This is a genomic window from Blastocatellia bacterium, from assembly GCA_035275065.1.
GTDB lineage: Bacteria > Acidobacteriota > Blastocatellia > UBA7656 > UBA7656 > DATENM01.
In genome coordinates, this window is record DATENM010000098.1 from 1 (window position 1) to 23,324 (window position 23,324).

Below are 23,324 nucleotides of genomic sequence, written 5' to 3' on the forward strand. Positions count from 1 at the left end.
CGCCGTCCAGTCCCGCGTCAAGGCGAAGCAGGCCGCCGTCAGGTAGTAGACGCCCGGCGGGTAGAAGCTCGGCGTCGCCGCGCCAAAGCCGCGATTCGTCTCGGCCTCCCATCGCGGATAGATTTCGCCGCTCGCCAGTCCCCCGTAAAACGACCGCATCTGATCGAAGTGCAAAAACATGTCGTGCGTCGTCGGCATTCTCAGACCCGAAGCCGTGCCCGCTTCGGTCTGCCCCATAAAAAAAAACGGCACGACCGCAGCCAGGCTCAGTCCAATGGCGAGCAGCGTCACCAGCAGCGGCGCAAGCCTGTGTTTTCGGGTGTCCGCAAGATGAGGCGTCATTGATTCCGGCAGGAATGCTAACACAGGCTTTGTGGCGCAGAAAACTTGCGCGCCGATGCCGCGCGCCGCCGTTTGCGCACCGCCGTCGCCAGCGTGTAGAAATGTGTGAGGACATATTCAAGGAGGAAGCCATCATCTATGACTGCCCTTAACTCGAAACAAGCCAGGCCGCTGACCGATGACGAAGTGCATGCCATGACCGCCTACTGGCACGCCGCCAATTATCTATCGGTCGGGCAAATCTACCTCTATGACAACCCGCTGCTGCGCGAGCCGTTGCGCGTTGAGCATGTCAAGCCGCGCCTGCTCGGCCACTGGGGGACAACGCCGGGGCTCAACTTCATCTACGTGCATCTGAATCGCGTCATCAAAGCGCGAGGCTTGAACGTCATTTACATTACAGGCCCCGGCCACGGCGGACCCGGCCTGGTTGCCAACACCTACCTCGAAGGCAGCTACAGCGAGTTTTATCCGAGCATCTCGCAGGACGCGGAAGGGATGAAAAAGCTATTCAAGCAGTTCTCGTTTCCCGGCGGCATCCCCAGTCATGTCGCTCCTGAGACGCCCGGCTCGATTCACGAAGGCGGCGAATTAGGATACGCCCTGGTGCATGCCTACGGCGCGGTGCTCGACAACCCGGACCTGCTGGCCGCCTGCGTCATCGGCGATGGCGAGGCCGAAACCGGCGCGCTCGCCGCAAGCTGGCACTCGAACAAGTTTCTCAACCCGGCGCGCGACGGCGCGGTGCTGCCCATCCTTCACCTGAACGGCTACAAGATCGCCAACCCGACACTGTTTGCGCGGATGAGCGAAGACGAGCTACGCAGCTTGATGATCGGCAATGGCCACACGCCTTACTTTGTCGAAGGCGACGACCCGGCAGCGATGCACCAGTTGATGGCGGCGACGATGGATAAGGCGCTCGACGAGATCAGAGCCATTCAAGAAGACGCTCGGCGCGACGGCTTCAAGCAGCGCCCGCAATGGCCGATGATCGTCCTGCGCACGCCCAAAGGCTGGACGGGACCGAAGACGGTGGACGGCAAGCCGACCGAAGGCAGCTTCCGCTCGCACCAGGTTCCATTGGCCGACATCGCCAACAAGCCCGAACACCTGCGCCAGCTCGAAGAGTGGATGCGGAGTTATCAGCCCGAAGCCTTGTTTGACGAAACCGGCGCGCTACGCGCAGAGCTGCGCGAGCTTGCGCCTGCGGGCAATCGCCGCATGGGCGCCAACCCGCATGCCAATGGCGGCTTGCTGCTGGTTGATTTGAAGCTGCCGGATTATCGCGATTATGCGGTTGAGCTCAAAAAGCCCGGCGCGGTTGAGCTGGGAGCGACCGGCGTAATGGGCCAATTCCTGCGCGACGTGATGAAGCTCAACATGGCGAGCCGCAACTTTCGCGTCATGGGGCCAGACGAAACCGTCAGCAATCGTCTCGGCGCAATTCTGGAAGTGACCGACCGCGTTTTTATGGATACGATTCTGCCGACCGACGACCACCTGTCACGCGATGGCCGCGTCATGGAAGTCTTGAGCGAGCAGATGTGCCAGGGCTGGCTCGAAGGTTACTTGCTGACCGGCAGGCACGGGCTGTTTTCGTGCTATGAAGCATTCATTCACATCATTGACTCGATGTTCAATCAACATGCCAAGTGGCTCAAGACGACGCGTGATATTCCCTGGCGTCGTCCCATCGCCTCGCTCAACTATCTGCTGTCGTCGCACGTCTGGCGGCAAGACCACAACGGCTTCAGCCATCAAGACCCCGGCTTCATCGATCACGTCGTCAACAAGAAGGCCGAGATCGTTCGCGTCTACCTGCCGCCCGACGCCAACACGTTGCTGTCGGTGACCGATCATTGCTTGCGCAGCCGTCACTATGTCAACGTCATCGTCGCCGGCAAACAGCCCGCGCCGCAGTGGCTCGACATCGAAGCCGCGGCGCGCCATTGCGCTACGGGCATTGGCATCTGGGAGTGGGCGAGCACCGACGAAGGCGTCGAGCCGGACGTTGTCATGGCCTGTTGCGGCGACGTGCCGACGCTTGAAACGCTGGCCGCCGTAGACATCCTGCGCCAGCATTTCGCCGACCTGAAGATTCGCGTCGTCAACGTCGTTGACCTGATGACGCTGCAACCATCGAGCGAGCATCCGCACGGACTATCGGACAAGGATTTCGATTCGCTCTTCACACGCGACAAGCCGATCATCTTCGCTTTTCATGGTTATCCGTGGCTGATTCACCGGCTGACTTATCGGCGGACAAACCATGCCAACCTGCACGTGCGCGGCTACAAAGAGGAAGGCACGACGACGACGCCTTTTGATATGACGGTGCTGAACGACCTGGATCGCTTCCATCTGGTCAATGACGTGATTGACCGTGTCGAGAAGCTGGGCGCGCGCGCCGCTTACGTCAAACAGGCCATGCGCGACAAGCTATTCAATCATCAGCAGTACATTGAGAAGTATGGCGATGACATGCCGGAAATACGCGACTGGAAGTGGCCGTATTAACTCACCGCAGTCATAGACTCTCGGTAAGCTTGAGGCGAGGCAGGGTTCGCCGAACGTGAAAAACTCACGGAGCGAACAAGCTCCTTTAGCTGAGGGTTATTAAGTGACTGCCCGCGCTTCGCTTTATCAACGAGATCACGATACTGTTGGGTCTCTACGAACTTCGAGAACGGTACGTGCAGCGGTAGACCGTCTTCGGCCAGCGCAAGCCCCAATGAGTAGCCTTCAATTATGCCGTCAATTAAATTCATACGGCCCGTCATTCCTTCCTCAAGCGATTCGGCGAATAGCGCCATCGCTTGATAGGCTCGCACCCTGCCACCATTCATCACCGTTACTTCGTATGACAGGTAGCGGTCGTAGCTGGCGGCGTTGATTGTACTACCCAATATTTCGTAAACAGTCCTGGTGTCGGACGGTGGTTGGGGTTCATCCTTCCAAAACGCATTGTAGGAGACAAACTTCACAGGATCGTCGTTGTGGTGGTACGTCACGCGTGCTACCTGCAAAACAGCGCCGCCCCGGGGTGTCACGAGTTTGTAGAGTTGTTCGTTCAGGATTTCGCCAATCGGCCCGCTTCTAAGCGGTTTCAGACGGAAAGAGATGAAGTCTGATCTCATCATCTCATCTAGGGATTTGGTGCGCGCGTAGGTGGCCTCAGATCGATCCAGCCTATTGAGCGTTGAGAGAATCATGTAAGCCCGCCTCACAACCGCCTCGTCCCGCGGGCTGGCTTTAGGGCTGCTGATTTGTCTCATGGCAGCGGGAGCGCAGACAATCATCACCACCAATGTGACAAGCAAGAAGACAAATCCTGATCGCATATAGCCCCTCTCCTTCTCTCGGGATTTTGTTAGCCAATATATTTTCAGGTAAAACTCATGTCAATGCAAAACGTCACATTTGTCACAGTGTTCTCAAGAGGGCATCTGCGCCATCCACTAAGTATTCTGTCTAAACAAGCAGTCTCTACATACCCGATATGTTTTGCCGGCAATTTTGACAGCATATACTAAACCCTCATCGATGTAGCGATAAACTGTTCTGCTATGCGCACCGACAAGCTTGGCAGCATTGCAAACTTTGAGTAGCTGGACATATTTTTTGCAGAATGGACACCAAAACTTCTGATCGATAAGCGAAGGATGGGACATTTCTATTTACCTCATTCCTTATGATTCTGCTCACCCGTGTCCTGATTGCTGATGGACTCTGCGAGTGGGCCTCATAACCAGTTCAGCGGAGCGCGGGCCGTGCAGCTCGCATCGTTTCTGTCATGACGGTTCACGCATCTGCTGAACTGGTAGGCCATTGCGATTTAATTGGGTCGAGTTTCACTTTAGCTTACGTTTCTTCGAGGATGTTGACAACGCGCGCCAGCGTCGCTTCGTCGGCCTTGAGACAGCCGTGCATGCCATCGATGCGCCGCGGATCAGTCCCAATGATGGCGGCGCTAGCGACCTCCAGCCGCTTGCGGTACTGTTCGGGCGAAAACCGCGCCGCCGGCTGCGCCACCACCGCCAATGGCCATTCCTCGGCGGTGTCCTTCGGGCTCAACTGTTGGTCTAGAAACAGCCGCAAGACTTCCGCCGGATCGCCGCCGCCGGTCAGCGAGAAGCGTCGCTCGTAGAGCTCCAGCGCCAAGTGATAGGTCTCCGAGCCCTTGAAAGTCTCTTCGAGCAAGCGGTGGAGTTCGCGCGAGACTTGCGGCCAGCCTTCGCCGTGTTGGCCGAGGTGCTCGCGCAACTGGATCAGCATGACGGCGAGCCATTCGCGCCGCTCGGCGGGCGACTCGGCATTGAGGATGTCGCGGATGAGCAGGGGGCGTTCGTCATCATTGAAGATGACACGCTCTTGCGTCGAATCATCATTTGATGTAGTCATGTAGCCGTCCTTTCCGCAGCGCGGGCGTAGCGAGACACACCAATCCTGATACGCCCGTGTGCGCAGTTGGGCAAAGTGGGCCGTCATCACAAGTGGCGGCTCACTCGCAGATATTTATCTGGGTATTTGAGAGAACCAATTCAGGTGCGGAAGGGCGGGCCATGAATCGGCGCGCAGGTTAAAAGACGGGCCGGCATCGGTGACGGCGGCGCGAGCGGCAGCCGGGCCGGGGTGAGTGGTTCACTTAAGGTCAGCGGGCGCGGACGTTCCTCCGACTCGTCCGGCGCGTCTGCTGGTAGTGCGACAACAATGATGGCTTTCGAGCTTTGCTGCTCGGCGATCTCTGCGGCAGTTTCCTTGTATTCTTTGATTGACTGAGCCAGCGGTGAAATGAGAACAGGGCGGATTGCCGCTTCCGCGTCTTGAATTCTTCCACACTCCACATACTCGACGGCAAGGCTGTTGAGAAGATCGAAGTACAGGCGCGGATTCACGCGCGCGAAATGCCGGGTAATCGGGTAGAGGGCTTCCAGTTGTTCGACGGCGCGGTGGTGATCGCCTTCAAGGGAGTGAATCAGTGCGACATGGCGGCGGGCTTCAATTCGAGTGTAATAATCGGCTTGCTCGATTCGCAATGCGCTTAGGCAATGCTGAAGCTGTGCATTTATGTCGCCGCGATACCATCCTACAGCGCCGAGCGCCAGAATGGCTCTAGCTCGATATTGTGCTGGGGCAAATTCCGACGCCTGCTCGAACAACCGCTGCGTGTAGCTTAAGTCGCCACCTCCCGATTTGAACGCAGCGAGTCCACGATAGTAAGCCCCAATGAACTCATATCGCTTGGTTGATTCTAATAGCTGGCCTAATACCTGAAGTTCTTCGTCGCGTCTTTGGGAATAGGCAACCTCGGCCATTGCGATCATGCGCCTGGCCAATAGCTCATCTTGAAAGGAGTTCGAAATGCTGAGGAAAGTAAGAAGGGGCCTTGCAATGTCGGTGATGATTCTTTGTCTCTCAGGCAGCGTACTCGCGGGACATACCAGACCAAGCGGCGAGGAATGCAACTGCGGCTGTATCGGCTGCTTCTGCGATCCGGGCGACCCCCCCATCTGCCAGAACGCCAATCGCGCAGGCAGCGATACACTCAGCGTGAGCGGCGACAAGTCGGCGGCGACGCCTGACTCATCCGGCGACGGCGGCGCAGTGTTGTTCGGCGCGCTCGTCTTCATGGCGTTGAATCGCTTCCTGTGGCGCTGAGTAAAGCCGTCTGGCGCGTTACACCCACATTTTCCAAAGGAGAAGCAGCAATGAGACGATTGAGATTTCCGCTTTGTCTTTGTGCGGTCGTATTGCTGGTGTTGTTAATGCCGGCAGTTCCAGACAACTCACGTTCAACCCAACCATTCCAGTCCGTCGTACTAGCAGGACATACTGTACCGTCCGGTGAGGAATGCAACTGCGGCTGTATCGGCTGCTTCTGCGATCCGGGCGAACCCCCCATCTGCCAGAACGCCAATCGCGCAGGCAGCGATATACTCGGCGTGAGCGGCGACAAGTCGGCGGCGACGCCTGACTCATCCGGCGACGGCGGCGCAGTGTTGTTCGGCGCGCTCGTCTTCATGGCGATCTTGCGGTCCCTGTGGCGCTAAGCCTGTTGCTTGATGACCTATTCACGCGTGAGGTACTGAACGCGTGGAATCCCGATCCTGAAGGAGTGACGACGGTAGTTTTAGCTACCACGCCGCGCCTTGTCAACGGTCGCGGGGAAGTCCAAAGCGGCGCTGGCCGTAAGCTGATTCCGCACTTCAAGGCTGGCGTCAGAGGTGTAGTGTCTTTTATTTTAGCCAGCAGTCGGAACCGCTCGGCGGCTCGATAGATTGCCATGTGGCGCAATAGTTTTAGCTACGGCGTCCCTCGGTGTCAATAGGCAAAGCGATGCGATCACGGACGGAGTTATGCCTGATGAGCTTTGAGAAAACAATCTGTACTTAACTTACTCCAGCAGCGGGCGGAAGTCGTCTTCGGTCTTCGCTACGAGGCGGTGATCCATGATCGTGCGCGCGCAGGCGTTCCAGCGTAGCGCCGCGTCATCATTTCCCGGCGGGCGCAGGGCTTCGGCTTTTTCGTACCAGCTCATCGCTTCGCGCAGCCCGTCGTAAGCCGCGTACTCGGCTCCGCGCAGGCCGCGATGCAGTTGCGCCCGCGCCTTGCGCTCCGAGATGATCCCGGCATAGTAGGCGCGTTGGTATTCGCCTTCTAAGCGGCTGAGCAGCTCACGCGGGCGGCTTTCGGCCATGCGGCTGCCGAACTGGTCGGTGAGCGCCAGCAACAGCATAACTAATGCTTGCTGATTCTCCGGCTCGACTCTCAAGATGTCCAGACAGATGCTCTCGGCTTCTGCCGGCTCGTTCAACAGCCGGTAACGCTCGGCCTTTTCAAGCGAATGGGGAATGGCTTCACGTGAGATGGTTTTGAGCTCGAACATACTTCCTCCACTCCCTGCCGGTAGCACACCTACGAGCGCGGCTTGAAGATGCGGAAGAGCCGCCTCAGCGGATCATAAAACTGATCAACGACGCGCTCTTTGAGCGGGATGATGGCGTTGTCGGTGATCGTGATGCTTTCGGGGCAGACCGTCGTGCAACACTTGGTGATGTTGCAGTAGCCGATGCCGTTGGCCTGCCGCAACTCTTCGGTGCGGTCTTCGGTATCGAGCGGATGCATCTCCAGCGCCGCGACGTAGACCAGAAAGCGCGGCCCGATGAACTCTTCGTGCTTGTGGTGGTCGCGCAGCACGTGACAGACATCCTGACATAAGTAACATTCAATACACTTGCGAAATTCCTGCACACGGTCGGCGTCGGATTGCGCCATGCGCCATGTGCCGTCCTCGGCATCGGGCTTGCGCGGCTTGAACTTCTTGATCTTCTGCTTGACGCGGTAATTCCAGGTCACGTCCGTCACCAGGTCTTTGAGCGGCGGGAAGGCGCGCATCGGCTCGACGGTGATCGGCTCATCAACCGGCAACTGGCTCATCCGCGTCATGCACATCAAGCGCGGCATGCCGTTGACTTCTGCCGAGCATGAGCCGCACTTGCCGGCCTTGCAGTTCCAGCGCGCCGCCAGGTCGTTGGCCGACTCGGCCTGAATTTGCAAAACCGCGTCGAGCACCACCATGCCGGTCGCCACTTCCGTGGTGTACTCTTTGAACTCGCCACTGGTGGCGTCGCCGCGCCAGATTTTGAAGGTCGCAGTCGGCATTACTTCATCTCCTCGATGATCTGTTTAAGCTCCGCGGGCATCTCCGGGGTCGTGCGTCTGATGACCTGCATCTCGCCGTCGGCGCCCTTTTGGATGATGATATTGAGCTTGCCGAACTCCTCGTCTTTGCCGGGATAATCGTCGCGGAACTGCGCCCCACGGCTCTCCTTGCGCTCGATGGCGGCGCGCGTGATGGCTTCCGAGACGGTTAGCAAACTCTCCAGGTCGAGCGCCGTGTGCCAGCCGGGATTGTATTCTCGATTACCCGTAGCGCCGACCGCTTCGGCGCGCTGTTTGAGCGTGCCGATGCCATCGAGCGCCCGCAGCATTTCGTCTTCGCGGCGCACGATGCCGACGAGGTCTTGCATCATCTCCTGCAACTCGTGCTGAATCTGGTAAGGCCCTTCGCCTGTGGTAGCAGCGCGCTCAAACGGCGCCAGCGCCCGCCGCGCGACGGCTTCGACTTGATCGTTCGGGATAGCGCCCGCGGCATTCTCTTTGGCATAGCTCGCGGCATGCTCGCCGGCGCGCTTGCCGAAGACCAGCAGGTCTGAGAGCGAATTGCCGCCCAAACGGTTCGCGCCGTGCAACCCGGCAGCGCACTCGCCTGCGGCAAACAACCCCGGCACCGTTGACATCTGCGTGTCGCCGTCCACGCGCACGCCGCCCATCATGTAGTGCGTCGTCGGGCCGACTTCCATCGGCTGCTCGGTGATGTCAATGTCGGCCAGTTGCTTGAACTGGTGATACATGCTCGGCAGCTTCTTCTTGATATGCTCGGCGGCATGCGGCAGCCGTTCTTTGATCCAGCGAATATCGAGATAGACGCCGCCGTGCGGGCTGCCGCGTCCCTCTTTGACTTCGCGGACGATGCAGCGCGCCACGTGATCGCGGGTCAACAGCTCAGGCGGACGCCGCGCGTTCTTGTCGCCCTGCGTGTAGCGCCAGCCTTCTTCTTCGGTGTCGGCGGTCTGTGCGCGATAGTTTTCAGGAATGTCGTCGAACATGAAGCGGCGATTCATGCTGTTGAGCAGGATGCCGCCTTCGCCGCGCACGCCTTCGGTGACCAGGATGCCGCGCACGCTCGGCGGCCACACCATGCCTGTCGGGTGGAACTGCACGAATTCCATGTCCATCAATTCGGCGCCGGCATGGTAAGCCAGCGAGTGTCCGTCGCCGGTGTATTCCCAGCTATTGCTGTTGATCTTGAAGGCGCGACCGATGCCGCCGGTCGCCAGCACGATGGCTTTCGCGTGAAACAAGCGGAAGCGGCCCTTCTCGCGGTCATACCCGAACGCGCCGACGACCCGCTCGCCATCCTTGAGCAAGGTGAGCATCGTGCATTCCATGTGAAAGTCTATGCCTTGATGGATGCCGTGATCCTGAAGCGTGCGGATCATCTCAAGGCCGGTGCGGTCGCCGACGTGCGCCAGGCGTGGGTACTTATGGCCGCCGAAGTTGCGTTGCAGGATGCGCCCGTCTTTGGTGCGGTCAAAGAGCGCGCCCCAGGCTTCAAGCTCGCGCACGCGGTCGGGCGCTTCGCGGGCATGGAGTTCGGCCATGCGCCAGTTGTTGACGTACTGACCGCCGCGCATGGTGTCGGAGAAGTGAACGCGCCAGTTGTCGCGGTCATCCACATTGGCGAGCGCCGCCGCCACGCCGCCTTCGGCCATCACCGTATGAGCTTTGCCGAGTAGCGACTTGCAGACGACGCCGACCGTCACCCCAGAGGCCGCCGCTCCGATTGCCGCGCGCAGCCCGGCCCCGCCCGCGCCTATTACCAGCACGTCATATTCGTGCTTCTGGTGCTCGGCCATTAAAGAATCCTCCAATCCGTCCAGACGCCCATCGAACAGAGCCGCACATAGATATCGGCGAAGGCCACCGTAAACAGGCTCATCCACGCCCACAGCCGATGCTTGCGGTTCAGACAGCTTGAACAGTCATAGGCTTTCTTGCGCACAGGCGCACGCGACAGGCGGTCGAGATAACCGCCGATCAGGTGACGAAAGGAGTGACAGCCCAGGGTGTAGCCGCCAAGCATGGTGACGTTCAAGGCCAGCACCAGCGTGCCGACGCCGATGCCGAAGACTTGCCGGCCCGTCGCCGGGTCGCGGAACCATAAGGCGAGATAGACGTCATGCAGCAGGATCACCAGGAAGATCAACGCCAGGTAGAGGAAATAGCGGTGAATGTTCTGGATGATGAGCGGGAAGCGGCGCTCGCCGCGATAGCTGTTGCGCGGCTCGCCGACGGCGCAGGCCGGCGGGTCGGCCCAGAAGGCTTTGTAATAAGCGCCACGATAGTAATAACAGGTCACACGGAAGCCGCCCGGCGCCCAGAGGATCAACAGCGCCGCCGAAAACGGCAACGCCCGCGGCCACCAGCCGGGATTGGCGCCGAACCACGAATGCGCCGAATTGCCGAACAGCAGCGGCGAGTAGAAGGGCGACAGGTAAGGCCCATACTCATAGTGATTGCCCTGGAAAGCCGCCCACGTGGCGTAGACGATGAAGGCGGAAAGGACAAGAAAAACCAGCAATGGCTGCGCCCACCAGGCGCCGCGTCTGAAGGTTTCGCCGAAGCGGCGGCGTTTTAGCACAACTCCCGCATGGGCCATCAACGTGACCTCCTACTTGAAGTGGTACTGATTGGAATGCGCGGCGAGAATAGCATACGCGCACGGCCTTTGAAAAGTCTGGAAGAAAAACACAGAGGCACGGAGACGTGGAGACACAGAGAGTGTTCTCCATGTTTTCTCTGTGTCTCCACGTCTCCGTGCCTCTGTGTTTATTTCCCCTTATCCGAATCCGGCATCACGCCTCAGCCCTCTGCGCGGTGAAAATCCTTGCCGTCCCAGTAGAAGACATCGCCGACCAGCGGCAACTCGGCGGGCTCGGTTGATTGCGGCGGGCTCTCGAAGAACTTGGCAATCTTGTAATGAAACGCCTGGATGGGCGACGAGCCGAGATACTGCTTATAAATCTCCCCGAACTCGCCTTCGTATTCGATGATGGCGGCAAACATGCCATTGCCCTGACAGATGGTCACTTCTTTGATGCCTTCAATGCTCCCCAGTGCCTGGGCCGGGAATTCGACCGGCAGGTCGTGCGTGAGCTGCTGCTCGCTGCCCGGTTTCAGGCGCGAGATAAAAATGACTCTGCGATTCGCCATTCGTTAGCCTCCAAATCTCAAGCGCCCGCCGTATAAATTTACCTTACGACATGCGACGACGGATGAAAAGTCACGACAGCGTCGGATTTCGAGCCCCGCGGCGCGCTATGCTATAGTGACTCGTTGAGTAGCCCGTATGACGAAGCGATACCAGTTCATCTTGACCGCCGCCTTTTTCAGCCTGCTGTTGATCTATGGCGGCGCGCTCTTCATTCAGAGCACGGTGATGCTGAGCCGGCAAAGCGATCCCGGCTGGATCCCTTATCCTATCGGCGAGCAAATTCTTGTTGGGCGCGTGACCTCGGCTGAAGCGGCGGCGCTCTTGCGGCCCGGCGACGAAGTCCTGGCCATTAACAATCAGCCGGTCGCTTCCGACCTCGACGTCGCCGAAGCCTTTCGCCGCGTCGAGCCGGTGACCGGGTACACGGTAAAAATCCGCCGCGCCGGGCGGACGGCTGACCTGACGCTGGCGGCGCAACCTATCCCGACGCGCACCTGGATTGTCGGCGTCGCTTTGCGGATCATCATCCCGAACATCTTCCTGCTTACAGGTCTGGTGGTCTTCCTGCTCAAGCCGGACTACAAGCAGGCGCGGCTGCTGGCGCTGATGTTCGGGATGTTCCCCGGCCTGATGCTGGCCGTCGTGCCGAGCTTCGCCGGCCGCCCGATGTGGCTGGTGCTGGTGATGCTGATCGTCAATCTGGCGTCGCTGTTTTTGCCGCCGGTCTTTTTGCATTTCTTCCAGATTTTTCCAGAGCCGTCGGCGCTGATCCGCAAACACCCGCGGCTTGAACGGCTGCTCTACGTGCCGCACGTGATCGCCTTCTTCGCTTATTTCGCGTTCCTCAATCTGCTGGCGGCGTTCGCGCCGCGCCAGTTTTACGAATTCCGCGAAAGCTATCCGGCACTCGAGCGGCTCGGCTTCGCGGTGATGACGCTCTACATCGCTGGCGGGTTGCTATCGCTGATGTGGAACTATCGCGGCGCGGGGCGCACGTCGCGCCGCAAGATGCGCGTCGTCGTCGCCGGCAGCATCGCGGGCTTTCTGCCGTTATTTTTGGTGGTCATCACCGCCGTGCTGTTGAGCCCGCCGCCCCAGCATTTGCAACTGGCGGCGGTCATCGCCATCTTCTGCTTCCCGCTATTCCCGCTGTCGTTCGCCTACGCCATCATCCGCCACAAAGTGATCCCTGTGCGCGTCATCCTGCGGCGCGGCGTGCGTTACCTGCTGGTGTCGCGCGGCTTCATCATCATTCAAGCGCTGGTCGTCTTTCTGGTGTTGAGCTTCCTGCTGACGGGCGCGCGCCTGGAATACATTGACCGCTTCGGGCCGCGTGCCGACATCGTCACGACGATGCTGGCGACGGCGCTGGCTATCGGCATTCTCACCATCGTCAACCAGCGCGTGCTGCCGATCATTGACCGCAAGTTTTTTCGCGAAGCCTATGACGCGCAGCAGCTGTTGAGCGGCCTGGGATTAGAGATGCGCCGCGTCACGCACGTCCGCCAGGTCATCGATCTGGCGCTCGACAAGATTCAAGGCGCGCTGCACGTCGAAAACGTCACCGCCTTTCTGATTGATCGAGCGACCGGCGATTACCGCTGTGCGCTGCGCTCGCGTTTGCAGGAAGACGGCGCGCGCACCGTAGACGTCGAGCGTCAGCTGGTGCTGCCGGGCAACGGTTACGCGGCGCTGCGGATGCGCGGCTCGGCGTTGACGCTGGGGGTTGATCTCAACCGCACGTGGGGGCAAGGCTTTGACACCACCAACGTCGCGGCGCTCGAATCGCGCCGCCGCGAGCGCGAGGCGCTGCGCGAGATGGGCACAGAGCTGCTGATCCCCATCGCTACCAAAGACGAGTTGCTCGGCATGCTGTCGCTCGGCAAGCGGCTCGGCGACCTGCCCTATTCGAGCGACGACCGTCAGTTGTTGTTAGCCATCGCCTTTCAATCCGCTTTCGCCATTCAGAACGCCGAGCTGGTGCAAGCGGTAGCCGAAGAAGAACGGCTGCGCCACGAGCTGGAGATCGCCACAGCCGTACAGCGGCGGCTCTTTCCCGCCGCGCCGCCCGAACTTGGCTCGCTCGACCTTGCGGGCGTCTGCCACCCGGCGCGCGGCGTCGGCGGCGATTATTACGACTTCCTGTTGCTTGATGATGACCGCGTCGGCATCGCCGTCGCCGACGTTGCCGGCAAAGGCATCTCGGCGGCGCTGTTGATGTCAACCGTGCAAGCTTCGCTGCGCAGCCAGGCCCCGCAGGTCAACGGGCGGCTGACCGAGCTGGTGGCTTCAATGAACCACCTACTGCACGTTTCGACAGACGCGGCCAGCTACGCGACGTTCTTTTATGCGCAGTACGACCCGGCGCGGCAACTGTTGACTTATGTAAACGCCGGCCACAACCCGCCGATGCTGGTGCGCGCCGCGACCTTTACCAAGGCTCACGGCGCCACCGCCAGTCGCGTCGCGGGGAACGGCAAGTCTGACCAGACCGCGAATACTGCCGGGGGCAACCAGAGCCTCGTCACTATCAGTGAGCTGACCTGCGGCGGCCCGGTCATTGGCGCGTTTGAGGATTGCTGTTACGAGCAGGAAGCTATCGCCTTGCAGAGCGGCGACATATTGATCGCCTACACCGACGGCCTCAGCGAAGCCTTCAACGCGGCGGGCGAAGAGTTCGGCGAAGCGCGCTTGCGCGAGATTGCCGGCGACTCAGCGCACCTCTCCGCGCAAGAGCTGACTGATCGGATCGTCAACCGTGTACACGACTGGAGCGGCGACACGCCGCAGTACGACGACCTGACGCTGGTGGTGATGAAAGTGAAGTGAGGCGGGCGAGAACAGTTGTCGCTGGCGTTTGCCATGTAGCGCAAGGCGGTTAGGTTGCGCGAGTCAATGCGCACGCTAACAGATTGCGCTACACCCGATTGCAAACCGCTCTAGCGGGAGAAGGCGAAGCCTTTCACTTCGTCGAGGCGAACGTAAAGGCGGTCAAAGGCGGCGCTGGCCAGATGATTAGAAAAATGCTCGACCGTCACGGCGTTCAGCTCAATCAAGCTTTCCGAGAGTCGCGGGCCTGTTTGCTCTTGATTACTCAATTCCTGGGCAAAGCTGAAACCGATGCGGCCGCGGACGACACCGAACGACGTGTAAAGCACAATCTGGTTGAACGAGGGCGTGCCGTCGGGCGACAGTGAAGCGCGCAACAGGCGAATGAGCATATCAGCAGCGGTCGGCGGTGCCTCCATCTTCACAGCTCTCCTGATCGGCTAGAGTGGCAAAGGCCTGCGCGTTACCGTCAGGCGTTGTGAGTCTAAACGCCGCGCGCCGCGCTGTAAAGCAAACTCCTCAGACTGCCCGCTTATTTTCTCCTGAAGGTGAACGGCTCGGAACGCTCGCCGGTCGCAGGGTTGTAGACCGTCACCGTTACCGATACACCCGAAGGGAAGGTCTCGTTGATTCCCGGCTTGCCGAGCTTGGCCGACAACTCGGCTGACGAGCCATCGGCGAGCGTCACGTCTGTGCTGACTCGTGACTTGGCCAGCGCCACGCCGTTGACTTCGATGACCGCGCCGCCCATGCCAAAGCCGATGCCATCAACCCCGGCCAGCTTCTTGGTCACCCAGACCGAACCGATGGCCGGGCGCGAAGGCGCGTGCGGGACGCTGTTGGTCAGCGCGTTGTACGCGCTGACGCGCCCAGAGCTACTGACGCGCCCGACGAGCGTCGGCTGTGGGTCCGCGGTTTTGACGATGCGATTGCGCGCCTGTGCCGCAGTCAAACTCGGCTCATGCGCGAACAACAGCGCGGCGACGCCCGCGACAATCGGCGATGCCATCGAAGTCCCGACGCCAAATCCGTAACCGCCTTCAGGCATCGTGCTCATGGTGTTAACGCCCGGCGCGGCGACCTGCGCGCGAGTCGCGCTGTAGTAAGAGAATGACGCCAGGCGGTCGTTGTAATCCGCCGCCGCTACCGCGATCATCATCGGCACATCGGCGCTCCAGGCCGCGGGGTAGAGCGGGCTTTCATCCAGGTCGCTGCCGTCGTTGCCGTTTTCGCCATTGCCGGCCGCGCAGACAAACAGAACGCCCTTATTGCCCGCATCGATGATGGCGTTCTTGAGCGATTGCGATTCGCTGGTTCCGGCCCAACTGGCGTTGATGACGCGAACGTTGACGCCGCGCTGCTTCTGATCGAGAACGTAATTGATCGCCTTGACCGCGTCGGCAGTGCTGCCGGTCTGCGCGCCGAGGAACTTGAGCGCCATCAGCTTGACGTGCCAGGCGACGCCGCTCACGCCAGTCTGATTATTGCCCGCCGCGCCAACCGCGCCGGCGACGTGCGTGCCGTGCCAATCATTACTCGCCTGGTCATACACATTCGGGCTTTTGGTCACATAGTTCCAACCATGCACGTCGTCCACATAGCCATTGCCGTCGTCGTCAATGCCGTTGTTGGGAACTTCGCGCGAGTTCGTCCAGGCGTTCGGCGCAAGGTCTGGATGCGCCAGATCAACGCCCGCATCTATAATCGCGACCACCAGGCTGTCACTGCCGGTGGTGATGTCCCAGGCCGCCGTCGCGCCGATGTCAGCGCCGGGCTTGCCGGCGAGAAAACTGCCGTTGTTCATCAAAGCCCACTGCTGATAGAAGAGCGCGTCGTTGGGAATCGCCGCTTCGTGCCATAGATAATTCGGCTCGGCGTATTCGACGCCCGCGTCTTGCGCCAATCTCGCGGCGGCCTCTTCAACCGATTCGCCTTCGAGGTTGACGAGCAGCAAATCGCCGCCCGCGGATTTCATCAGCGGCTCGATGTCACCTTGCGCGCGTCCGATCAATCCCGGCACCTCGCCTGTGCCCGTGATACCGGCCTTGAGCTTGACGAGAAGTTGTCCCGGCACGTAGAGCGGGTTCGTTTTAGTTGATTGCGAAAGGACGCGCCTTGACGGCGCAAAGAGAAGCGTGACGCAAGCAAGCGCGAGCGATAGAGCAACAACCTTTTTCATAATACCCCTGGTTCGACAAACAGCCGCACGACGCACCAGAGCAGTTTTCAATCGGGTGTAGCGCAATCTGTTAGATTGCGCGTTGGCTCGCGCAATCTAACAGATTGCGCTACATGGCAGACGCAATAGAAAACGGCTGTAAGCCTGGTCAGCGATTCTGCATGACCTACGAACAACGTCGTCCCTGCCTGTCGTTTCAGCAACGCAGGCACTGGCTGATTACACATAGGGGCAAAAGTCCGAGGGGGCAGGTCTTATGATAATTTGTTCTCAGCGAGAGGCAAGAGTAAAAGACGGCGCGGAGACGCGGAGACGCGGCGAAAGAGAGCCCAGTCTCCATCACCGCGTCTCCGCGTCTCCGCGCCGCTGCGTCGCTTTATTTGCCTTCCGGCCTGGGCTGCTCGACGGTCTGCGGCGCGCTGCCGCGACGGACGAACGTCTTGGAAATATCGTTAAAGATGACAAAGCCCATCAGCAGCATCAGCATCACCAGCCCGACCTGCATCATGCGTTCTTTGACGCGCATGGTCAGCGGCAGACCGAAAATTCCGAGCGCCGCTTCGAGCAGAATCATGAAGATCAGGCCGCCATCGAGGACGGGGATGGGCAGCAGGTTGAAGATGCCGAGGTTGAGCGACAGCAGGCCCATCAGTTGAAAGACTTCCGTGGGGCCGCGCTGCGCCGCCTGGCCGACGATCTGCGCAATGCCGACCGGGCCGCTGACCGTGTCGCCCGCCGACCGCTTGCCGGCAAAGACCTGTGTCAGCGCCGTCTTTGTCAGCGAGAGAATTCGCAGGTTTTCGTCCCACGCATACTTGAATGCCGCGACGGGGCCGAGCCGGGTTACCAGCACGTCCGCGTCTTTGTGGGCCGGGCCGAAGCCGAGTCGCGGGCTGCCATCGTCGGCCTTCGGGGTCGCAGCGATGTTGAGCGTTTCGTCACCGCGCTTGACCGTCAGGGTGACCGGTTGATCCTTGCTGGCGCGGATGATGCGGATAATGTCGGCTTCGCTGTAGAGCGCCCCGCTGTTGGGGTCTGCCGAAGAGATGGTCGCCGGGTCCGCGCCTGCCTCGACCGCCCGGCCATTGACGGCGATGATCTGATCGTCCACCTTCAGGCCGGCTTGATCGGCAGGCGTCCCCGGAGTGACGGCGGCGACGACGATCTTGGAATTCGACCCGAGGAAAGGTTGCAGACCGGCTTCGCCAATCTTTGCGCGGTTGAATTCCTGCGTGCCGACGTTGAGGTTGAGACTGACCGATTCTTTGCCGCGCCGCAACACGACCGGCACCTCATGGCCGGGGTTCAACATGATCTCGTCGTTGACCTGGCCCCAGGTGGGATTGCTGATGCCGTCGATCTTTTCGATCACGTCGCCGCGGCGGATGCCGGCGACTTCGGCGGGCGACTCGGGGGCAACGGAATTGACGACCGCCGGCTGATTGACGAAGGTCGGCATCTCGTAATGCGACATGGCCAGCACGGTGGGGATGAAGAGCGCCGTCAGGATATTCATCACCGGGCCGGCGACGGCGACGCAGAGGCGCTGCCATTTCGGCTTCGATTGAAACTCGTCGGGCGCGCCGGTCACTTCTTCGTCGAGATTCTCGCCGGCCATCTTGACGTAGCCGCCGAGCGGAATCAGGCTGAGGCGATAATCCGTGTCACCTCTCTTGAACCCGGTGAGCCGCTTGCCGAAGCCGACGCTGAAGACATTAACGCGAATGCCAAATAACTTGGCAACGATGAAATGGCCGAACTCGTGGATGACGATCATCGCCCCAAGCACGAGAATAAAAACGACACCTTGAAATAATAATGTGCTCAAATTTAGCTCCCCAAACGATTGCGAACCCAGGCACACAGCGCGCCGACCGATGACCGGATGGCCGCGCCGCCATTACCTTTTAAGTGTATCGCAGCCCCGTGGCAGTGTCTACACTTGCCCCCGGTCATCAGCCCTTTGGCGTCAGTCATTAGGTTTTTATAACAATCGGGAATAGCCTGGGAGCGCGGGCGTCTCGCCCGCAAGCGTTGGCATGCGCGAGACTGGCGGGCAAGCTGCCCGCGCTCCCAGGCTAAATGCAATCGCAAACCGATCTAATGACTGGCGACGAGGGATTCGGCGCGGGCGCGCGCCCAGCGGTCGGCTTCGAGCACGGCTTCGATGCTCGCGCAGGCTTCAGTGGCGTGCGCCGACATGGTGTCGCCGATGAGGCGCGGGATGTCCATGAAGGTGATTCGCCGGTCGAGAAAGGCGGCGACGGCTATCTCGTTTGCGGCGCTCATCGCCGCCGGCATCGTGCCGCCTTCGCGCATCGCTTCGTAGGCCAATCGCAGGCAGGGGAAGCGCTCGAAGTCGGGCTCGAAGAATTCGAGCCGCGCCAGTTTCTCCAGGCCCAGCGGCGGTAGCTCCGTGGGCAGGCGTTCGGGGTAGGTCAGCGCGTATTGAATCATCAAACGCATGTCGGTGACGCCGAGCTGCGCGATGATCGAGCCGTCAACCATCTCGATCATCGAATGAACAATCGATTGCGGGTGGACGGCGACGGAAATCTTCTCGGCGTCAAAGCCGAAAAGCCAGCCGGCTTCGATGACTTCGAGCCCCTTGTTCATCAAGGTCGCCGAATCGATGGTGATCTTGGCGCCCATCTGCCATGTCGGGTGCGCCAGCGCCGCTTCGACCGTGGCGGCGCGCATCTGCTCGATGGGCGCTTGCCGGAAAGGCCCGCCCGAAGCCGTGAGGATCAACCGCTTGACTTCGCCGACCTGCTCGCCGCGCAGGCATTGATGCAAGGCGTTATGCTCGCTATCAACCGGCAGCAGGTCAGCGCCCGACTGACGCGCCGCCCGCGTCATCAATTCGCCGGCCATCACCAGCGTCTCTTTGTTCGCCAGGCAGACGCGCCGGCCCATCTCAAGCGCCCGGTAAGTCGGCAGGAAGCCGACCGCGCCGACCGTGGCCGAAACGACAACATCAACCCCATCCATCGTCGCGACGGCGACCAGACCACTTTCGCCGCAGGCAAGCTCAGGCAGCTCGCCAACACCGGCGGCGCGCAGCTTCTCTTTTAGCACCGGCAGGTCGGCTTCGTTGGCCACCGAAACCAGCCGCGGTCGGTAGCGCGCGACTTGTTCGGCGAGGCGATCAATGTCACGCCCGGCGGCGATGCCCGCGACGACGAAGCGGTCGCCGAGCGCGTCGATGACTGAGAGGGTGCTTTGGCCGATTGAGCCGGTTGATCCGAGAATGCTGATGCTTTTCATAAGGCCCTGATTGAAGCGGCATTCTAGCACGCACCTATCTGTAAGAGCAAAGTTACAGGGTCTATGCAATCTCAGATGACCGGCAGAAGATTAACCGCCAAGACGCCAAGGACGCAGAGAGAAATTCTTCTTGGCCGTCTTGGCGTCTTGGCGGTTAAAGTCCGGGAATGAATACGCCCCAACGGCGACGCGACACCGTGCCGAGTGCTATAATTCAGGCTCGCAATCACTGGTGGTTGCGCCTCTCGGATGCGAATCGTCATCGTCAAACTGAGCGCCATCGGCGACGTTGTGCATGCGCTGCCCGCGGTTGCAGCGTTGCGCCGGGCGCTGCCCGCTGCGCGCCTCGCGTGGGTGGTCGAGAAACGCGCCGCTGCTATCCTGAAAGATTCGCCGATCATCGATGAGCTGATCGAGCTGGACACCCGCGCCTGGCGCAAGCAGAGGTTTAGCGGCGCGACGCTCGCCGACATCCGCCGGCGCATGGCCGGATTGCGAAGCGGTGATCCTATCGAAGTGGCGATTGACTTTCAGGGCTTGCTGAAATCCGGCGCGGTGATGCGAGCGACGCGAGCGCAACGGCGCGTCGGCTTTGCGACCGCCGAGCTGCGCGAGCCCTTGAGCCGCCTTTTTCTCACCGAGCAGGTTGATACATCGCCCTATCGCCACGTCATCGAAAAGAACCTTGCGCTGGCGCGCGCTGCCGCCGCGCCGCTCGCTGACATCGAAGCGTCCGCCTTAGAGCCGACGGCTTACCAGTTCCCTATCGCCCTCTCGGCAGATGACGAGCGCCACGTCGAAACGGCGACAAGCGGACACGCCGGGCGGTTCGCGATTCTCAATCCCGGCGGCGGCTGGCCGACGAAGCTCTGGCCCGCCGCGGCGTTCGGCGCGCTCGCCGACGAGCTTTATGAGCAGCACGGGCTTTTCTCTTACGTCACCTTCGGGCCGGGCGAAGAAGCATTGGCGCAAGCGGTCGTCAGCCAGACGCGCAGCGGCGCGGCGCAGGTGATCGCTTCGACGCTCAAACAGTTTGTCGCGCTGGCGCGGCGCGCGGCGCTCTTCGTTGGCGGCGACACAGGGCCGCTGCATCTGGCGGCGGCGGCGGGCACGCCCATCGTCGGCATCTATGGCCCGACCGCGCCCGAGCGCAACGGGCCGTTCAATCCGCGAGACATTACCGTGGGGCGCGACCTCTGGTGCCGCCCGTCTTGTCACCGGCGCGCGTGCTGGCACTGGGAGTGTATGGAGATTCCCGCGAGCGCCGTCGCCCGCGCTGTCGCCATCCGGCTTGCGGGCGAAAGACAAGCCGAGCCGGCTTTCGTCAAATTAAAGACCGCGCGCCGCGAAGCCATTGAAAGTGGCCAGGATTACTGATTCGGATTTTGCGATTTATGGTTGAAGCGACAAGAAACCATCGGCTGCGATTGCTACACCTGGCCCAGCGTATACGCGTGCCGGCGGGGCTGGTGCTAGCGCCGCTGCTCATCATCTCGGCAAAGCCCTCGCCGCGGACGTTACTGATCGGCGCGGCGGTCGCTTTCGCTGGCTTGTGGATTCGCGCCTGGGCATCGGGCTATCTGCGAAAGAACATGGAGCTGACGACGAGCGGGCCATACGCTTACACACGCAACCCGCTTTACCTCGGAACTTTCATCATGGGCGGCGGCATTGCGCTGGCGAGCGGCGCGTGGTGGTTCGCCGTCGTTTATGTGACCCTGTACCTGCTGATCTATGTGCCGGTGATGATCGCTGAAGCCGAAACCCTGGAGCAGCTTTTCGCCGACGAGTATCCCGATTACAGCCGCGAGGTGCCTCTGTTCGTGCCCCGCGCAACGGCCTATCAGTCGCCGAGAACAGGCGGCGTTGACCGCGAGCGGCGATTCTCGTGGTCACAATACAGCAGGCACCGCGAATACCGCGCCGCCATCGGCGTCGTCGTCGCCCTGGCGCTGCTGGTGGCCAAGACCTTCATTTTCACTCGCTGACGCATTCGGACAACTGTACATTGACAGGGCGCACCTAACTGGTGAAATCGCTTTGCAGGTACAATCGAGTTATGAAGAGAACGCTTTTTCGATCTTTCGTGCTTGTCGGGTTATGCGCGGCGCTCGCCACGGCGCAGGCGCAGCCGCGCCAGTCCGCGCCCGCCGTATTGCCGAAGATCAATCAACCGCTGCCGTTCAAGGCCGGCGAAACGCTGCGTTATGAAGTCACCTTCTCGAAGCTGATCTTTGGCGGCACGGTCGGCGACGTGAAGCTCTCGGTCGCAGGCGGCGAGTCGGCGGCAAAGATGCCAAGGCTGACAATCAAGGCGGAGCTGGCGTCAAAAGGGTTCTTCCCGAAGCTCTTTGGCATCAAGGTGCGCGACACTTATAGCGCCACGGTCAGCGCCCAGGACCTGGGATTGCAAGAGTCTGTTCGGTCGCTTGCCGAAGGCGATAACCGCCGCGAGCAGAAAGCGGTCATTGATCGCGACACAGGGCGCGTCACCTTCACCGAGCGCAACCTTGCGGACAAGCAGGCCGAGCCGAAGACCAAACAAGCGCCGTCGCCCGCCTGGATTCAAGATATCTTGTCGGCCATGTACTTCGTGCGCACGCAGCCGCTCAACGAAGGCAATGTGATCGAGATTCCCATCAGCGATGCCGGCGAGCTTTATCACATCGAAGTGATCGCTGAGAAACCTGAAGAAGTGAAGGTGAATGCCGGCAAGTTCAAAACGATTCGCTTGAACGCAAAAATCTTCGACGGCCGTTTCATTCGACGCAGCGGCGAGATGTTGCTATGGGTGAGCGATGACGCACGGCGCATCCCCGTGCGCGCCCGGCTGAAGTTTTCAGGCGCTACCGTGACGGTTGATCTGAAGCGTATTCAATAGAGCGGTATTCAATCGGGTGTGGCGCAAGGCGGTTAGCTTGCGCAGGTCCGACGCAAGCTAACCGCCTTGCGCCACATTCTCATCGCGGAATCTGCGACTCCCAGGCCAGCTCCACTTCGCACTTGTCAGCCTTCAGCTGGTAAGCGATGCCGTCCGGGTCAACCGGCAACTGCTCGGCGTTCAGCGTCAGTTGCAAGGCTCGCAGTTGCGGCGCGAGCTGCCGCAGGTCGGTCGGACACTGGCCAGTCCGCGCCTTGTAATGCGCCAGCAATTCGTTAATCGCATCCATCTCGCCGAGCGCCCGCAGTTGTTTCAGCCGCAGCGCCGCTTGCTTGCGAATGTTTTCGTCCTCGCTGTTCAGGTAAGTCGAATAGATGGCATAAGCGGCTTCGCGGCTGCCTCCGGCAATCTTCATATAGCCGGCCAGATCGCGCATCCACCACATCGCGCCCGGCACCTGCCCGCCTTTCTCGTACCACTCGGCGGCCTTCGCGTAAAAGGCGGCGCGCGCTTCGCCGCTCGCGCTGTTGCCCGCCTGCCAGTTGATGTAGCCGATGTCCTGATACAAGCGCCACTCGTTGGGGTTGGCTTCGATGCCTCGTTCAAGCAGCGCGATGGCCGCCCGAAGGTCACGCTCGGGCAGGAAGATCGCGCCGAAGCGATAAGCCGGGATGTGGTGCGGGTCGAGCGTGACGACGATGTTCAGCAGCGGCGCCAGCAGATCCATGCGCACGCGCGCTGTGGCCGACAACGGCAAACCGCTATCGATCATCTTGCCGCCGAAATACTGCACCGTGCGAATCCAGTAAATATCCGCCGCCAGCCCTTCCATCCCCAGGCTCATGCGCTTCACCGTGTCGCCTGACAGGTAGAGCGTATCGTCACTGATGACTTCCCGCGGCATGGCGTCATCGATGTGGCGCTGCATCGGGTAGAGCAGCCCCAGCCCCACGAGAAGGATTGCAATGGAAATCGCCTTTTTCATC

The 23,324-nt window shown here is 60.6% G+C and carries 20 protein-coding genes; 6 read left to right on the plus strand and 14 right to left on the minus strand.

Translation table 11 applies throughout. The features are described 5' to 3' along the window. Positions 1–342 (minus strand): hypothetical protein (locus tag VJ464_22265; protein ID HKQ07869.1); only part of this gene is annotated, 342 nt, incomplete at its 3' end. Positions 343–480: 138 nt separating this feature from the next. Here VJ464_22265 and VJ464_22270 point away from each other — a divergent pair. Next, positions 481–2,862, plus strand: coding sequence for a phosphoketolase family protein (locus tag VJ464_22270; protein ID HKQ07870.1), 2,382 nt, complete (start codon positions 481–483; stop codon positions 2,860–2,862). Here the strand turns inward: VJ464_22270 and VJ464_22275 are convergent. From VJ464_22275 to VJ464_22285, 3 genes are all read right to left on the minus strand, one after another. Further along, positions 2,859–3,686: a hypothetical protein gene (locus VJ464_22275; GenBank protein ID HKQ07871.1), complete on the minus strand. Its 828-nt coding sequence runs from the start codon at positions 3,684–3,686 to the stop codon at positions 2,859–2,861. The genes VJ464_22270 and VJ464_22275 overlap by 4 nt on opposite strands. Before the next feature lie 520 nt (positions 3,687–4,206). Further along, the gene (locus VJ464_22280) at positions 4,207–4,746 is read right to left on the minus strand and encodes a hypothetical protein (GenBank protein HKQ07872.1); all 540 of its coding nucleotides are present in this window, start codon (positions 4,744–4,746) and stop codon (positions 4,207–4,209) included. 140 nt (positions 4,747–4,886) lie between these two features. Continuing rightward, positions 4,887–5,975: a hypothetical protein gene (locus VJ464_22285; protein ID HKQ07873.1), complete on the minus strand. Its 1,089-nt coding sequence runs from the start codon at positions 5,973–5,975 to the stop codon at positions 4,887–4,889. Between the two features lie 78 nt (positions 5,976–6,053). Between VJ464_22285 and VJ464_22290 the strand changes: the two genes are divergently transcribed. Then, complete coding sequence (locus tag VJ464_22290) at positions 6,054–6,395, plus strand: hypothetical protein (protein ID HKQ07874.1); 342 nt, start codon at positions 6,054–6,056, stop codon at positions 6,393–6,395. A 344-nt stretch (positions 6,396–6,739) separates the two neighbouring features. Here the strand turns inward: VJ464_22290 and VJ464_22295 are convergent, their stop codons facing one another. From VJ464_22295 to VJ464_22315, 5 genes are all read right to left on the minus strand, one after another. Beyond that, positions 6,740–7,231: a hypothetical protein gene (locus VJ464_22295; GenBank protein ID HKQ07875.1), complete on the minus strand. Its 492-nt coding sequence runs from the start codon at positions 7,229–7,231 to the stop codon at positions 6,740–6,742. Positions 7,232–7,260: 29 nt separating this feature from the next. After that, positions 7,261–8,007 carry a succinate dehydrogenase/fumarate reductase iron-sulfur subunit gene (locus VJ464_22300; protein ID HKQ07876.1) on the minus strand — a complete coding sequence of 249 codons (747 nt, stop codon included), beginning with the start codon at positions 8,005–8,007 and terminating at the stop codon, positions 7,261–7,263. Further along, positions 8,007–9,824, minus strand: coding sequence for a fumarate reductase/succinate dehydrogenase flavoprotein subunit (locus VJ464_22305; GenBank protein HKQ07877.1), 1,818 nt, complete (start codon positions 9,822–9,824; stop codon positions 8,007–8,009). Before VJ464_22305 ends, VJ464_22300 begins: the two co-directional genes overlap by 1 nt. Beyond that, positions 9,824–10,627 carry a succinate dehydrogenase gene (locus VJ464_22310; GenBank protein ID HKQ07878.1) on the minus strand — a complete coding sequence of 268 codons (804 nt, stop codon included), beginning with the start codon at positions 10,625–10,627 and terminating at the stop codon, positions 9,824–9,826. Before VJ464_22310 ends, VJ464_22305 begins: the two co-directional genes overlap by 1 nt. Before the next feature lie 203 nt (positions 10,628–10,830). Beyond that, on the minus strand, positions 10,831–11,181 hold the full coding sequence (locus tag VJ464_22315; GenBank protein HKQ07879.1) for a hypothetical protein: 351 nt from the start codon (positions 11,179–11,181) through the stop codon (positions 10,831–10,833). Between the two features lie 136 nt (positions 11,182–11,317). On the opposite strand from VJ464_22315, the gene VJ464_22320 reads away from it, so the two are divergent. Beyond that, on the plus strand, positions 11,318–14,011 hold the full coding sequence (locus tag VJ464_22320; protein ID HKQ07880.1) for a SpoIIE family protein phosphatase: 2,694 nt from the start codon (positions 11,318–11,320) through the stop codon (positions 14,009–14,011). A gap of 110 nt (positions 14,012–14,121) precedes the next feature. Here the strand turns inward: VJ464_22320 and VJ464_22325 are convergent, their stop codons facing one another. The 4 genes from VJ464_22325 to VJ464_22340 form a co-directional block, all read right to left on the minus strand. After that, a complete protein-coding gene (locus VJ464_22325) occupies positions 14,122–14,430 on the minus strand; it encodes a hypothetical protein (protein HKQ07881.1) in 309 nt (102 codons plus the stop codon). A 113-nt stretch (positions 14,431–14,543) separates the two neighbouring features. Beyond that, positions 14,544–16,190: a S8 family peptidase gene (locus VJ464_22330; GenBank protein HKQ07882.1), complete on the minus strand. Its 1,647-nt coding sequence runs from the start codon at positions 16,188–16,190 to the stop codon at positions 14,544–14,546. A gap of 376 nt (positions 16,191–16,566) precedes the next feature. Then, positions 16,567–18,018, minus strand: coding sequence for an RIP metalloprotease RseP (gene rseP / locus VJ464_22335; protein ID HKQ07883.1), 1,452 nt, complete (start codon positions 18,016–18,018; stop codon positions 16,567–16,569). 272 nt (positions 18,019–18,290) lie between these two features. Then, complete coding sequence (locus VJ464_22340; GenBank protein HKQ07884.1) at positions 18,291–19,457, minus strand: 1-deoxy-D-xylulose-5-phosphate reductoisomerase; 1,167 nt, start codon at positions 19,455–19,457, stop codon at positions 18,291–18,293. 249 nt (positions 19,458–19,706) lie between these two features. Between VJ464_22340 and VJ464_22345 the strand changes: the two genes are divergently transcribed. The 3 genes from VJ464_22345 (at position 19,707) to VJ464_22355 (ending at position 22,338) form a co-directional block, all read left to right on the plus strand. Further along, positions 19,707–20,834, plus strand: coding sequence for a glycosyltransferase family 9 protein (locus tag VJ464_22345; protein HKQ07885.1), 1,128 nt, complete (start codon positions 19,707–19,709; stop codon positions 20,832–20,834). A gap of 17 nt (positions 20,835–20,851) precedes the next feature. Beyond that, entirely contained in the window at positions 20,852–21,445 is a 594-nt protein-coding gene (locus VJ464_22350; protein ID HKQ07886.1) for an isoprenylcysteine carboxylmethyltransferase family protein, read from the plus strand. 71 nt (positions 21,446–21,516) lie between these two features. After that, positions 21,517–22,338 (plus strand): DUF3108 domain-containing protein, encoded by an 822-nt coding sequence (locus VJ464_22355; protein HKQ07887.1) that lies wholly within the window; start codon positions 21,517–21,519, stop codon positions 22,336–22,338. A 79-nt stretch (positions 22,339–22,417) separates the two neighbouring features. Here VJ464_22355 and VJ464_22360 read toward each other — a convergent pair whose 3' ends face one another. Next, positions 22,418–23,323 carry a hypothetical protein gene (locus tag VJ464_22360; GenBank protein ID HKQ07888.1) on the minus strand — a complete coding sequence of 302 codons (906 nt, stop codon included), beginning with the start codon at positions 23,321–23,323 and terminating at the stop codon, positions 22,418–22,420. Position 23,324 lies beyond the last annotated feature (1 nt).

Excerpts from the sequence above, each read along its gene's own strand:
- VJ464_22270 (HKQ07870.1), top strand. The coding sequence starts at position 481 with ATGACTGCCCTTAACTCGAAACAAGCCAGGCCGCTGACCGATGACGAA.
- VJ464_22275 (HKQ07871.1), bottom strand. The coding sequence starts at position 3,686 with ATGCGATCAGGATTTGTCTTCTTGCTTGTCACATTGGTGGTGATGATT.
- VJ464_22280 (HKQ07872.1), bottom strand. The coding sequence starts at position 4,746 with ATGACTACATCAAATGATGATTCGACGCAAGAGCGTGTCATCTTCAAT.
- VJ464_22285 (HKQ07873.1), bottom strand. The coding sequence starts at position 5,975 with ATGAAGACGAGCGCGCCGAACAACACTGCGCCGCCGTCGCCGGATGAG.
- VJ464_22290 (HKQ07874.1), top strand. The coding sequence starts at position 6,054 with ATGAGACGATTGAGATTTCCGCTTTGTCTTTGTGCGGTCGTATTGCTG.
- VJ464_22295 (HKQ07875.1), bottom strand. The coding sequence starts at position 7,231 with ATGTTCGAGCTCAAAACCATCTCACGTGAAGCCATTCCCCATTCGCTT.
- VJ464_22300 (HKQ07876.1), bottom strand. The coding sequence starts at position 8,007 with ATGCCGACTGCGACCTTCAAAATCTGGCGCGGCGACGCCACCAGTGGC.
- VJ464_22305 (HKQ07877.1), bottom strand. The coding sequence starts at position 9,824 with ATGGCCGAGCACCAGAAGCACGAATATGACGTGCTGGTAATAGGCGCG.
- VJ464_22310 (HKQ07878.1), bottom strand. The coding sequence starts at position 10,627 with ATGGCCCATGCGGGAGTTGTGCTAAAACGCCGCCGCTTCGGCGAAACC.
- VJ464_22315 (HKQ07879.1), bottom strand. The coding sequence starts at position 11,181 with ATGGCGAATCGCAGAGTCATTTTTATCTCGCGCCTGAAACCGGGCAGC.
- VJ464_22320 (HKQ07880.1), top strand. The coding sequence starts at position 11,318 with ATGACGAAGCGATACCAGTTCATCTTGACCGCCGCCTTTTTCAGCCTG.
- VJ464_22325 (HKQ07881.1), bottom strand. The coding sequence starts at position 14,430 with ATGGAGGCACCGCCGACCGCTGCTGATATGCTCATTCGCCTGTTGCGC.
- VJ464_22330 (HKQ07882.1), bottom strand. The coding sequence starts at position 16,190 with ATGAAAAAGGTTGTTGCTCTATCGCTCGCGCTTGCTTGCGTCACGCTT.
- VJ464_22340 (HKQ07884.1), bottom strand. The coding sequence starts at position 19,457 with ATGAAAAGCATCAGCATTCTCGGATCAACCGGCTCAATCGGCCAAAGC.
- VJ464_22345 (HKQ07885.1), top strand. The coding sequence starts at position 19,707 with ATGCGAATCGTCATCGTCAAACTGAGCGCCATCGGCGACGTTGTGCAT.
- VJ464_22350 (HKQ07886.1), top strand. The coding sequence starts at position 20,852 with ATGGTTGAAGCGACAAGAAACCATCGGCTGCGATTGCTACACCTGGCC.
- VJ464_22355 (HKQ07887.1), top strand. The coding sequence starts at position 21,517 with ATGAAGAGAACGCTTTTTCGATCTTTCGTGCTTGTCGGGTTATGCGCG.
- VJ464_22360 (HKQ07888.1), bottom strand. The coding sequence starts at position 23,323 with ATGAAAAAGGCGATTTCCATTGCAATCCTTCTCGTGGGGCTGGGGCTG.